The 12,067-nt window shown below is 45.3% G+C and carries 19 protein-coding genes; 5 read left to right on the top strand and 14 right to left on the bottom strand.

Annotated features, from left to right (window positions below; translation table 11 throughout):
• Positions 1 to 2 precede the first annotated feature (2 nt).
• The 13 genes from pgeF to ylxM all read right to left on the bottom strand — a co-directional run bounded on the left by pgeF (position 3) and on the right by ylxM (position 8,506).
• Positions 3 to 857: a peptidoglycan editing factor PgeF gene (gene pgeF / locus GT508_RS06890; RefSeq protein WP_055282652.1), complete on the bottom strand. Its 855-nt coding sequence runs from the start codon at positions 855 to 857 to the stop codon at positions 3 to 5.
• 33 nt (positions 858 to 890) lie between these two features.
• A complete protein-coding gene (locus GT508_RS06885) occupies positions 891 to 1,268 on the bottom strand; it encodes a YraN family protein (RefSeq protein WP_117597867.1) in 378 nt (125 codons plus the stop codon).
• Positions 1,269 to 1,325: 57 nt separating this feature from the next.
• Entirely contained in the window at positions 1,326 to 1,985 is a 660-nt protein-coding gene (locus tag GT508_RS06880; RefSeq protein WP_161143851.1) for a ribonuclease HII, read from the bottom strand.
• The gene (gene lepB, locus GT508_RS06875; RefSeq protein ID WP_055282658.1) at positions 1,978 to 2,547 is read right to left on the bottom strand and encodes a signal peptidase I; all 570 of its coding nucleotides are present in this window, start codon (positions 2,545 to 2,547) and stop codon (positions 1,978 to 1,980) included. Before lepB (GT508_RS06875) ends, GT508_RS06880 begins: the two co-directional genes overlap by 8 nt.
• 17 nt (positions 2,548 to 2,564) lie before the next feature.
• Entirely contained in the window at positions 2,565 to 3,413 is an 849-nt protein-coding gene (gene ylqF, locus GT508_RS06870; RefSeq protein WP_161143850.1) for a ribosome biogenesis GTPase YlqF, read from the bottom strand.
• Positions 3,414 to 3,435: 22 nt separating this feature from the next.
• A complete protein-coding gene (gene lepB, locus GT508_RS06865; RefSeq protein ID WP_161143849.1) occupies positions 3,436 to 4,092 on the bottom strand; it encodes a signal peptidase I in 657 nt (218 codons plus the stop codon).
• A 113-nt stretch (positions 4,093 to 4,205) separates the two neighbouring features.
• Positions 4,206 to 4,553: a 50S ribosomal protein L19 gene (gene rplS / locus GT508_RS06860; protein ID WP_022415029.1), complete on the bottom strand. Its 348-nt coding sequence runs from the start codon at positions 4,551 to 4,553 to the stop codon at positions 4,206 to 4,208.
• Between the two features lie 155 nt (positions 4,554 to 4,708).
• Complete coding sequence (trmD, locus tag GT508_RS06855) at positions 4,709 to 5,515, bottom strand: tRNA (guanosine(37)-N1)-methyltransferase TrmD (RefSeq protein WP_117597865.1); 807 nt, start codon at positions 5,513 to 5,515, stop codon at positions 4,709 to 4,711.
• A gap of 14 nt (positions 5,516 to 5,529) precedes the next feature.
• A complete protein-coding gene (rimM, locus tag GT508_RS06850; protein ID WP_117597864.1) occupies positions 5,530 to 6,036 on the bottom strand; it encodes a ribosome maturation factor RimM in 507 nt (168 codons plus the stop codon).
• 151 nt (positions 6,037 to 6,187) lie between these two features.
• Positions 6,188 to 6,418 (bottom strand): KH domain-containing protein, encoded by a 231-nt coding sequence (locus GT508_RS06845; protein WP_006427257.1) that lies wholly within the window; start codon positions 6,416 to 6,418, stop codon positions 6,188 to 6,190.
• A 24-nt stretch (positions 6,419 to 6,442) separates the two neighbouring features.
• Complete coding sequence (rpsP, locus tag GT508_RS06840; protein WP_022415031.1) at positions 6,443 to 6,688, bottom strand: 30S ribosomal protein S16; 246 nt, start codon at positions 6,686 to 6,688, stop codon at positions 6,443 to 6,445.
• A 122-nt stretch (positions 6,689 to 6,810) separates the two neighbouring features.
• The gene (gene ffh, locus GT508_RS06835; protein ID WP_028087457.1) at positions 6,811 to 8,160 is read right to left on the bottom strand and encodes a signal recognition particle protein; all 1,350 of its coding nucleotides are present in this window, start codon (positions 8,158 to 8,160) and stop codon (positions 6,811 to 6,813) included.
• Position 8,161: 1 nt separating this feature from the next.
• Positions 8,162 to 8,506 carry a YlxM family DNA-binding protein gene (gene ylxM, locus GT508_RS06830; protein ID WP_028087456.1) on the bottom strand — a complete coding sequence of 115 codons (345 nt, stop codon included), beginning with the start codon at positions 8,504 to 8,506 and terminating at the stop codon, positions 8,162 to 8,164.
• A 181-nt stretch (positions 8,507 to 8,687) separates the two neighbouring features.
• Between ylxM and GT508_RS06825 the strand changes: the two genes are divergently transcribed.
• The 4 genes from GT508_RS06825 to GT508_RS06810 all read left to right on the top strand — a co-directional run bounded on the left by GT508_RS06825 (position 8,688) and on the right by GT508_RS06810 (position 10,627).
• Positions 8,688 to 9,350, top strand: a complete 663-nt coding sequence (locus tag GT508_RS06825; RefSeq protein ID WP_055282666.1) for a DnaJ domain-containing protein — start codon at positions 8,688 to 8,690, stop codon at positions 9,348 to 9,350.
• Between the two features lie 68 nt (positions 9,351 to 9,418).
• Entirely contained in the window at positions 9,419 to 9,730 is a 312-nt protein-coding gene (locus tag GT508_RS06820) for a chorion class high-cysteine HCB protein 13 (protein WP_117597862.1), read from the top strand.
• A gap of 98 nt (positions 9,731 to 9,828) precedes the next feature.
• Positions 9,829 to 10,305, top strand: coding sequence for a hypothetical protein (locus tag GT508_RS06815; protein ID WP_117597861.1), 477 nt, complete (start codon positions 9,829 to 9,831; stop codon positions 10,303 to 10,305).
• A complete protein-coding gene (locus tag GT508_RS06810) occupies positions 10,298 to 10,627 on the top strand; it encodes a hypothetical protein (protein WP_044925018.1) in 330 nt (109 codons plus the stop codon). The genes GT508_RS06815 and GT508_RS06810 overlap by 8 nt, the downstream gene beginning before the upstream one ends.
• Before the next feature lie 19 nt (positions 10,628 to 10,646).
• Here the strand turns inward: GT508_RS06810 and GT508_RS06805 are convergent, their stop codons facing one another.
• Positions 10,647 to 11,117, bottom strand: a complete 471-nt coding sequence (locus tag GT508_RS06805; RefSeq protein WP_226851036.1) for an acyl-CoA thioesterase — start codon at positions 11,115 to 11,117, stop codon at positions 10,647 to 10,649.
• A 112-nt stretch (positions 11,118 to 11,229) separates the two neighbouring features.
• On the opposite strand from GT508_RS06805, the gene truA reads away from it, so the two are divergent.
• Positions 11,230 to 11,967, top strand: coding sequence for a tRNA pseudouridine(38-40) synthase TruA (truA, locus tag GT508_RS06800; RefSeq protein ID WP_118310182.1), 738 nt, complete (start codon positions 11,230 to 11,232; stop codon positions 11,965 to 11,967).
• The last annotated feature ends 100 nt before the right edge of the window (positions 11,968 to 12,067 follow it).

The following is a 12,067-nucleotide window of genomic DNA, read 5'->3' as shown; positions in this document are numbered from 1 at the left end:
TGTTATACTCCTCTTGTTGTCATCTGTTTCAGCGCAAGAAATGCGCTTACATTTCCCCTTTTATCTCCGGTAGTCCTGTGCGAGAACAGGATATCCGGGTTACAGTGTGTGCATACATTGGTTACCGCAATATGATCTTCGCGGATTCCGGCTTCTGTGAATATCCGTTCATTGGCACGCCAGAGATCCAACTGGTATTTCCCGTTTTCTTTTTTATAAAACAGCTCCGGCCAGTACGCTTCGTCAAAGCTTTCCCTGAATTGCTGTATCACATCCCCGCTCACTTCATAGCAGTCCCGGCAGATGGACGGACCGATTGCCGCAATGATATCTTCCGGATCAGAGCCATATGTCTTCTGCATCAGTTCTATGGTAACTTTTCCTATCTTACCGACGGTTCCCCGCCATCCGGAATGTGAAAGACCGATCGCCTTCTTCACCGGATCAACAAAATACAACGGCACACAGTCTGCGTAAAATGTAACCAGACAGATTCCCGGCACATCTGTGATCATTCCATCGGTCTCCTGAAAACGCTTTCCCCTGTCTCCGGCTTTTACTACCGCTACATTGGTCGTATGGGTCTGATTGGTGAATGTCATATCTTCCGGCTGTACACCGATGGCTCCGGCAATCCTTCTCTGATTCTCCCTGACATCTTCCGGATCGTCACCTCTGGTTGTACTGATATTCATCGTTGCCCAGCATCCTTTGCTGACACCGCCAAGTCTGGTCGAGAATCCATGATTCACGATTCCGGTCTCTTCCAGCATCGGATAACTTAAGAACGGGACACCGTTCACTTCTTTTTCATCAAATATATGGTCCTGATTTTTATAATGTAAGCCCAGATTCATGCCATATTCATCCTTTCTGTTCCGGATCTCTTCCTATCCTGTATAATCAAATGCATTCCGGTAAAGTGTCACCTCATGATTCTCGATGCTCACCACATCGAATCTGCATGGTACCTCATCAATTCCGTTGACCGCCATATAGCAAAGTGCACTTTTGGAAATGGTTCTCTGTTTGGCTGGATTTACAGCCTCCGCCGGATGTCCTTTTTTATCTGAAGCGCGGTATTTCACCTCACAGAAGACCAGATATCCCGCTTCTCTTGCTATGATATCAATCTCTCCGGTCTTACACCGGTAATTATACTCCAGGATCTCATATCCTTCCTGCTCCAGATATGCACCGGCAAGCCGTTCATAATGGCTTCCGGTCTCCCGGTTATTCTTCCGTTCTCTTCCTGTATCTCCGGCCATAGTCCTCCCGTTCATTTTAGCAAACATTCTTACAACTTTGCTGTCTGTGATATATTTTTATATATATTTTTTTATAAATGTCATTCTGTGGATCGGTGATGGTCCTAATTCTTTCAGACCTTCAATATGCTTCTTCGTGCCATATCCTTTATTGGCAGCGAAATCATACCCCGGCATCACTGCATCATACTCTACCATCAGGCGGTCCCTGGTCACTTTGGCAATGATGCTTGCCGCTGCAATGGACACACTTTTGGCATCTCCTTTGATGATCGGCACCTGCCGGATATCGACGCCCGGTATCGTCACTGCATCATTCAGAAGCAGATCCGGCTCTACCTTCAGGTTCCCTATCGCCATGCGCATCGCCTCATAAGTCGCCTGCAGGATATTGATCTCATCAATCCTTGCCGGACTTACGATCCCGATTCCTATCGCCACTGCACGCTCCATGATCTCATCGTAAAGTGCCTCCCTCTTCTTCTCCGAAAGCTTTTTCGAATCATTCAGATACAGGATCGGATCATCTTTTGGCAGAATGACTGCTCCCGCTACCACCGGACCGGCAAATGGACCGCGGCCGACTTCATCGATCCCACAGATATAGGTACAGTCGCTGTATTCTTTTTCATAGACGCTCATTGCTTCGGTACGCTCCAGTTCTTTCTGAAGCTTTTCCTGCTGTTTTTTCAGTTTTTCTTCTTCTCGTTTATTCATGTCGGATCACTCCTATATTGTCAAATGGATAGATACGCACCCAGGCTCTGCCGATCAGATCCTTCCGGGTCAGCACTCCTACTCCCGGATCTCTGCTGTCCATACTGTGATTACGGTTATCTCCCATCACAAAGTATTCATCATCTCCCAGCGTAACCGGTTCTGCAGCCGTCTGCGGATCCTTGATCTTCTCCTTCCCATAGATATCACTGGTCAGGCGTTTTCCATCGATATACACATATCCGTCCCGGATCTGCACAGTCTCACCCGGCATTCCGATGATACGTTTGATATAATATGTATCTTCTTCATATTTATACGGAAATACAATGATATCATAGCGTTTCGGATCCCGGAACCGGTAACTGATCTTATCAACGATCAGATTGTCTCCATCCTGTAATGTCGTCTCCATGGAAGAGCCGCTTACCATCGTCCGCTGTCCGACAAAGGTGATGATCAGATAGGTCAGACCGATGATAAGCAGTATATACACAAGCCATCCGCCGAGTTCCCCCAGGATGTCTCTTTCTTCTTCCTCTCTCTTTGAATGTCTGGACATATTCGCGCGTGTCCTTTCTAATATGCATCCGGATATTCCAGAGTCAGTCTTCCCAGGCGTCCGTTACGGAAATCATCCATCAGAAGGACAGACGCTTTCTCTGTATCCATTTCATTTCCGCGTACCAGGCAATGTCTGCTTTCAGCGATCCTTGCGATCATGCCGTATGGATCCGCATCTTCTTCTACGTTATATTTACTCTCCAAAACTCCCGGATAATTCTTGTTCATAAATGTCACAAGCTCTGCTGCCAGTTCTTCCGTCTGCAGGATCTCATCCTTGATCGAACCGATAAATGCAAGCTTAAGACCTACTGCCTGATCTTCGAATCTTGGCCATAAGATTCCCGGTGTATCAAGAAGTTCTACATTCTTGTTCAGTCTGATCCACTGTTTTCCCTTGGTCACACCCGGCTTGTTGCCCGTCTTCGCACAGGCTTTTCCTGCCAGTGCATTGATGAATGTTGACTTTCCGACATTCGGGATTCCTACTACCATGGCTCTGACCGGACGGTTCAGGATACCGCGCTTTCTGTCTCTTTCAATCTTTTCTTTACATGCTTCCTGAATCACGCCGTTGATAGACTTGATCCCCCCGCCTTTTTTAGAGTTCACTTTTACAACGGAAAACCCTTTTTCGCGGAAATATTCCGACCAGGCATCGTTCCATTTATCTTCTGCCAAATCTGACTTGTTCAGAAGGATCAGCCTTGCTTTATTCTTTCCAAGTTCGTCAATGTCCGGGTTCCTGCTGCTAATCGGTACTCTGGCATCAACCAGCTCAATGACCAGATCTATTAGTTTGATATTCTCCTGCATCATGCGTTTTGCTTTCGTCATGTGCCCTGGATACCATTGAAAATGCATATCTTCGTTCTCCTCTTATCTATTATCTCACGAATCCAAAATTCTTCTTCGGTGATACCACAAACCAGGCCTTTCCGTAAATATAAGACCGTTTTACCGCTCCGATATCTGCACTCCGGCTGTCTTCGCTGTTCTTTCTGTTATCACCCATCACAAAATATTCATCCCCGCCAAGCTTAACCTTCTCGGCTGCGATGCCTGCGGTATCAATCTTCGTGGTTGTATAATCTTCTTCCAGTTTCTCTCCATTGATATAAATCCGGTTCTCTACGATCTGTACCGTTTCTCCCGGAAGTCCAACAATCCTCTTCGTATAATAATGCGAACTTTCATTGCCCTTCGGCTTAAAGACAATGATATCTCCACGCTTTGGAGAAGATGCATTATATACAATACGGTTTACCAGCACTTTATCCGCATTCTTAAGTACCGGTCTCATAGAATCTCCCACGGTACTCACCTGTTGTCCCCAGTACCATACTGCGACAAATGCGATCAGGCAGGTGACTGCGATCTTAAACACCCAGCTTATGCCGGATACGATCTTTTCCAGATTCAGGTGAATCTTCTTCTCCTTCGGAAGTTTTCCCAACAGTTTCTTTTTTGCCTGACGTCTGCGGTAACTTGATCTCCGGGATCTTCTTCGTCTTTCAAAATCCAAATTACTTCTGCGTCTCATATAATCCCCTTATCTTCATGACTTGCCACGGGCAGCTCCCTGCGAAATACATGGCAATATCAAAAAAGGACAATTACATTATGTAGTTGTCCTTTTTACATTCATTTTCCTGATTATTTTACTAATTCTTTTACTTTAGCTTTCTTACCAACGCGGTCTCTTAAGTAGTTCAGTTTTGCTCTTCTTACTTTACCTCTTCTTACTACTTCGATCTTCTCAACGTTTGGTGAGTGTACCGGCCAAGTCTTCTCAACACCGATTCCGTTAGAAAACTTTCTAACTGTAAATGTCTCTCTTGCTCCGCCACCCTGTCTCTTCAGGACTGTTCCTTCGAAAATCTGTACTCTTTCACGGTTTCCTTCTTTGATCTTTCCGTAAACTTTAACAGTATCTCCAACGTGGAATTCTGGTGCTACTTCTTTTAACTGAGCAGCTTCAATGTTCTTAATAATATCGTTCATTATGTGTGACCTCCTTGTTTACTTGGATGTTCTTAATACATTTGTACCAGAGGACCATCTATTTTTCTTCACAACACGCTATATTCTATCATACCCGGTGCAAAATTACAAGGATTTTTTCTTGTTTTTTGCACTCTTTTCTGCTTTATATGATCCTACTCTGTAACCGGCTGCCCGTCTCTTTGTATTTCCTTTGCCAGCTTTTTTTCTTTCTCGGTAAGCTCTGCCTTTTCAAGCAGATCCGGCCGGTTCTTCGCAGTGCGGATCACAGACTGTTCGCGTCTCCATTTTTCAATATTGGCATGATGACCGGACATCAATATCTCCGGTACTTTTTTGTCATGCCACACTTCCGGTCTGGAATACTGCGGGTATTCCAGCAGATTATCCTGAAAGCTTTCGAATTCGGCAGATACATCGTTATGGAGGACTCCAGGAACCAGTCTGGATATCGCATCAATCATGATCATCGCCGGAAGTTCTCCCCCGGTCAGGACATAATCCCCTATGGATACATAATCGGTCACGATCTCCTCCAGCACACGTTCGTCAATCCCTTCATAATGTCCGCATAAGAATACAAGATCTTCTTCCTGTGCGAATTCTTCTGCCATAGACTGGTTGAATGTCTTCCCCTGCGGGGACAGATAGATGACTCTTGTGCGTTTCTTTCCACACGCCATGTCCGGCTGTTCTCCGGATCTTTCTTCCCCGGCTTTCCTTTCCCGGATCTGTCTTGCAAGTGCATCATAGCACTGATATACCGGCTCCGCCTGCATCAGCATCCCTGCACCGCCGCCATACGGATAGTCATCCACGCTGTGATGCTTATTGAACGCATAATCCCTGATATTCAAAGCCTCTATAGACAGAAGTCCTTTATTCACCGCACGCCCGATGATACTGGTGTTCAGCCCGTCCATGACCATCTCCGGAAATAATGTCATAATATAAAAATTCATATACTATCCTCTTTCTAGATCAGCCCGTCCATCAGGTGGATCTTCATCTTCTGATTCTCTATATCAACATCCAGGATACATTCGCGGATTGCCGGAACCAGCACTTCTCCATGTTCCTCGGTATCGATCACATAAACATCGTTCGCACCGGTCTCCATGACATCTTTTAATGTTCCGAATGGTTCATCGTCCTCTGTTACAACCTGGATACCGATCATATCGGCGATAAAATATTCATCCTCTTCCAGTGCCACCGCATCTTTTCGTTCTACCAGAAGCGGGCATCTCTTATATCGCTCAATATCATTTATATTATCAATTCCTTTGAATTTCAGGATCACAAACTGTTTAAAGAATTTGACCCCCTGGATCTCCAGAGGTTTTTTCTCTCTCCCGGTGTCTAACAGCACATGCTTTAACGTCTTAAAACGCTCCGGGTCATCTGTAGTCGGAAATACTTTGACTTCCCCGCGCACTCCGTGTGTCGAAGTGATGACGCCTACCTGTAACAATTCTTCCATAGATACTCCTTTTCTTATATGTTGCGGGCATTTCTATACCGCTCTTTTCCTCTTTCATAACAGATACTGTTCACATACTCTGATATAAGATAAGCGGGACAGACCACAAACGGGCCTGTCCCGGGACAAAATGGGAATCCCCATTATTATTCTAGTCCATGATATCTACGATAACTTTCTTATCTTCCTTCGCTGCTGCGGCTTTCACAACTGAGCGGATCGCCTTCGCAATACGGCCCTGTTTTCCGATTACTTTTCCCATATCAGATTCAGCAACCCGTACTTCCAGAACTGTCGTCTTCTTCTCTTCGCGTTCATTTACAACAACGCTTTCTGGATCGTCGACTAATGCTTTCGCAATTACTTCAACTAATTCCTTCATAAATGCACACCTCCAGTGGCATAATTATTTCTCGATGCCTGCTGCCTTTAAAATCTTTGCAACTGCTTCTGTAGGCTGTGCTCCGTTTGCAAGCCATTTCTTAGCTGCTTCTTCGTCAACTTTGATAGCACTTGGATCACAGTTCGGATCGTATGTTCCGATCTCGTCGATGAATCTTCCGTCTCTTGGTGATCTAGAATCTGCTACGATGATTCTATAGAAAGGAGCCTTCTTCTGTCCCATTCTTCTTAATCTCATTTTTACTGCCATGTTAGTTTACCTCCGTAAAATCATAATATTCATAGTTTATTCTTATACCCAGAACCTGCCTTTGGCATCTTCTAATGTATAATCTGGAATCTATATAACGCGGGATCCGCGGTATATCATATTTAAAACGGGAATCCGAATTTTTTCTTCTTTCCCGGCTTGCCAAATTGTTTCATCAGCTTTTTCATCTCGTTAAACTGCTTGATCATGCGGTTCACTTCGCTGATGTCCACCCCTGCACCTTTGGCAATTCTGTGCTTTCTGGATGGAGAAAGAATATCCGGATTAGCTCTTTCCGCCGGTGTCATGGAATGAATGATCGCTTCCATCCTTCCCATCTTCCTCTCAGCTTCCGCTGTCTGCTCGTCGTCCAATCCCTTCATCTTACTGCCCATGCCTCCAAGACCCGGCAGCATGTTCATGATATTTCCAAGACCACCCATATTCTTCATCTGCTTAATGCTTTCCAGATAATCGTCAAAATCAAACTGGTTCTTCTTAAGCTTCTGGGTCATCTCTCTGGCTTTCTCTTCATCGATCTCGGCCTCTGCCTTCTCGATAAGTGACAGGACATCTCCCATTCCGAGGATTCTTGACGCCATACGGTCCGGATAGAACTGTTCCAGATCCGAAAGTTTTTCTCCCATACCTACATACAGGATCGGCTTTCCGGTAACTGCCTTTACGGACAGTGCCGCACCACCTCTTGTGTCACCATCTAATTTGGTAACGATCACACCGTCGATGCCGACCTTTTCATTGAACTCTTTTGCCACATTCACGGCATCCTGTCCGGTCATTGCATCAATAACAAGTATGGTCTGATGTACTTCTACTTCCTCTTTGATCTCTTCAAGCTCTGCCATCATATCTTCATCGATGTGAAGTCGTCCGGCTGTATCGAGGATCACGAGGTCGTTGCCATTCTTCTGCGCATGTTCGATCGCTGCCCTGGCGATATTCGCCGGCTTGTGGTTCTCTCCCATGGAGAAGACTTCCACACCCTGCTTCTCACCATTGACCTGTAACTGTTTGATCGCAGCCGGTCTGTAGACGTCACATGCAACCAGCAGTGGTTTCTTGCCCTTTAACTTGAACTTTCCGGCAAGCTTTGCTGTCGTGGTCGTCTTACCTGCTCCCTGAAGACCTGCCATCATGATGACCGTGATGGCCTTTCCAGGCTGAAGCTGAATCTCTGTAGTCTCCGAACCCATCAGGTTGATCAGTTCCTCATTTACAATCTTGATCACCATCTGTCCCGGATTCAGACCATTCATTACATCCTGACCGATCGCACGCTCCTGCACGCTCTTGATGAAATCTTTTACCACTTTAAAGTTAACATCCGCTGCGAGTAATGCGCGCTTGATCTCTTTTAAAGCTTCTTTGACATCATCTTCTGTCAGACGTCCTTTGCTTCGCAGGTTCTTAAATACGTTTTGAAGTTTCTCTGTCAAGCTGTCAAATGCCATGCTATAACTCCTCTATAATTTCATCGGATATCTTCCGGATGTCTGCAACAAGTTCTTCTGCATTCTCCTTCTCATATCCATCCAGCAATTCATCAATCTGCTTTACTTTTTCTCTGACCGACACGAATTTCTCTACCAGATGAAGTTTCTCTTCGTAGCCTTTCAGTGTTTGGGAACATCTCTTTACCAGATCATGTACACCCTGTCTGCTGATTCCTTCCTCTCTTGCGATCTCGCCGAGTGATAAATCTTCCAGGACAAACTGCTCATACACTTCTTTCTGATGATCCGTAAGAAGTTCTCCATAAAAATCATATAATAATGCCTGTTCTAATATTTCATTCATGTCTTTCACCTCCGATATCATATAACACTTCCGGATGGGTGTCAAGTATTTTTTCTTTACACCTTTGTTTTTTCAAAATAAAATTGATTTCCCACCGGCTTTGTCGTAATATATCTGATGGGAGATATTGCCGGATGCAGTATCTTCCGATCATGTCCATATATTATAAGGGGAGAATATAATGGCAAAAAAGAATTATTACAAGATGCTTGGTGTGTCAAGAACAGCTTCTCCTGAAGAAATCTCTGCCGCCAAGAACAGACTTGCGAAAAAATATCATCCCGATGCCAACATGAAGAATGGTATCGATACAACCAGAAAAATGCAGCAGATCCTGGAAGCCTACCGCATACTTTCCGATCCGAAGAAACGTGCTTCTTACGACCGCAAAGTATTCGGAAAGCCATCTGCAGGTGCAGACCGGAACTTTGATCTGTTCAATCTTCATAATATGGAAGAAACAGCGCCGGTCACCGGTACACCATTTGTGAATTACTGGCGGGCAGCTGATTCTTTATATGATATCACGCTGGAAAGCGAACAGCTTTTCAAAGAAAAAAATAAGAAACAGGCAGCGGACAGGCTGTCGGATCTTTCCTCTCAGGCACTCCGCTATGCCATAACACTGCGAGAGGCAGAGATTCCCGAAAAGTACTGGCTGCCTCCGATCATGGACTGGCTGCTTTTTACCTGGTATAAGAACCGGAATCTCCCGGTATCTTATCTATTGAAGGTTTACGATGATTATTCAAAAAAAGAACTCAGTGGATTCAAACGTGTGAAGCTTCAGAAAGAACTGCTTCATTTCCAGTATTCTCTGAAACGGCTGGTCAGTTATACTTAATATTCTGCTCACACATCTGCACCGTCTGCATATTATGTACTGTAAACATCATTATTGGAGGATTCAATATGAGCGATTTGAGTACAGCAAACTGTGGATGCGGATGCGAAGGACGCGACAGATTCGGCGGGGACTGTGGATGCGGCGGATGCAGTTGTGGATGCAATAACAGCGGATGCGGCTTCGGCAACAACAGCTGCCTGTGGATCATCCTTCTTCTCTGCTGCTGCGGCGGCTTTGGCAATGGTTGCGGCAATGGCTGCGGATGTGGCAACGGTAACGACAGCTGTCTGTGGATCATCCTTCTTCTCTGCTGCTGCGGCGGCTTTGGCAATGGTTGCGGTAATGGTTGCGGCAACGGCTGTGGATGTGGATGCTAGACAACTTACATTTTCCTGTATAGGACTTAAGAGACGGAGTCATTTTCCCGTCTCTTTTTTCATATATATTTATAACGCTGATACCGGAAGGAGTCACCATGGCCGGAAAACCTTCTAAACCAATGACACCCTTCGATAAATCTGTCACACCCTCCTATTTATATAAATGGAAGCTGTTTCTTGCCTTCCTGCCTCCTTCCATTCAGCGCTTTCTTGCCGTCTACATCAAATTTACCGAATTCCGGTATACGATGGACTATTTCCGGGGACTTCCTTTCCATGCATTTTCTTTTCAATCGATCAGCGAACTTGCGCCTTATATGGATGAAAATGAACGGGATATGATGAATCAGATGACTTCTGTGATGCAGATGGCGGAAATGATGGCAATGGCGCAGGCCGGTTCCACAACCGGAGATCCCGGTGCTTCCGGTCCTGCAAGCCCTGTTGATCTTATGAAAGCAATGATGTCCGGCGAAGATATGGAAATGTTCCAGAATTACATGAAACTGTTCGACGAGGAACTTTCCGCATCTGGATCACCGGCAAAGAAAGGAGACTCTTCACATGAATGAAAGAACCACTCATACAACGGACTCTTCCGGAAGCAACACCGGCAACAGCTGGATGGATCATCCGGCTATAAATGGAATGGATCCTGTCAAACTGGAGCTGATCCGGCTCGCCGCAAAACAGACCGCCGGCAAAAGCGGAAGATCACTGGCTCCTGTGATGATGGCACTCATCACCAGCGCAAACAAAAAAGGGATCCAGTTCACTCCGCAGGAAATGTCTCTCATCCTCGACATCCTGAAAGAGGGACGCCCCGCCAAAGAGCAGGAGCAGATTGACCAGATGGTGCAGATGGTCCGCACACATATGAAGAATCATACATAACAAAAATAGAAGAAGGGCTTTAAAGTCCTTCTTCTTTACGCATCATACGGAGTTCTCTTCTCTTTTCTCCCTTATCCCACTCTTCTTTTTCTTCTTCTGTCTCAAGTTCCAGTCTCGGTACTCTTACCGGCCTGTCATTCTTGTCCAGTGCCACCATCGTAAAATACGCATGATTGATCGGCGTACGTTCCCCGCTCAATGCCTCTACATAAGTATCTACCTTTACTTCCATAGAGGTATTCCCAACATAAGTCACTTTTCCAATGATCACAACTGTATCTTTGACATATGCACCCCTAAGGAAACTCAGACTGTCTACAGATGCTGTGATCACATTTCTCCTTGTGTGGCGTTTTGCCACCATACCTGCCACTTCATCGATCCACTGCATAAGTGCCCCTCCGAACAAACGGTCAGACGCATTCAGGTGCTGCGGTCTTACCATATGAACCGTCTCTACGATTGAATCCGATACCTTTCTTTTTTCCATTTCCACAAAAAAACACCTCTCTTTTCTTTTTAAACTCTTTTATTATAGCACCGTATTTGTTATACTTAAACTAATTTCAATAAAAGCTGTTTCACAGCGGAATGGAGTTCTCATGAGAAATATAAAATTAACGATCGAATACGATGGAAGCCGTTACCAGGGATGGACAAGACTGGGAAAAGACGAATCCGGCAATACCATATCGAATAAAATCACAGAAGTTTTAAAGAAAATGACAGAAGAAGATGATCTGGAACTTTTCTGCGGATGCCGTACCGAAGTCGGCGTACATGCTTATGCGCAGATTGCCAACTTCCGGACATCCTGTTCTATCAGCACACAGAACATCAAGCACTATCTGAACCGTTATCTTCCGATGGATATTGCGATCATCGAAGTGGAAGAAGTGCCGGAACGTTTCCACGCACAGCTCAATGCTACATCCAAGACTTATGTATACCGCATGACTATTGATGATGTGCCAAGTGTCTTTGACCGTAAATATACCTACCACTGCTACCGTATCCCGGACAAACGCATGATGCAGCAGGCCGCCGAGAAGCTCACCGGACGTCACGATTTCCGCAATTTCTCCAGTGCGAAGAAGACGAAATCTACAGTCCGAGAGATCTTTGATATTGATATCTATGGAGACATTGAGGAAATGCAGATCCTGATCCATGCTGATGATTTTCTTCACAACATGGCCCGCATCATCGTTGGTACACTGATGGATATCGGACTCGGCAACCGCTCTGTGCAGGATATCGATGATATCTTTGCCGGAATCCTGGAAGCCAGTGCACCTTGCGATCCGAAGGGGTTGTATTTGCAGGAGGTTACCTATTAATTTGATTTGGGATTTAATTTATTAACGGGGAAGCGGCCTCTCAGTCCTTGAAGGAAACAATAGATAAGGCTTCTTGTTCAGGTTCCATACCATAAGAAAC

Source organism: Dorea sp. BIOML-A1, assembly GCF_009875615.1.
Lineage (GTDB): Bacteria > Bacillota > Clostridia > Lachnospirales > Lachnospiraceae > Dorea_A > Dorea_A amylophila.
The sequence above is the reverse complement of the archived record's forward strand: the minus strand, read 5'-3'. Positions and strand labels throughout refer to the sequence as shown.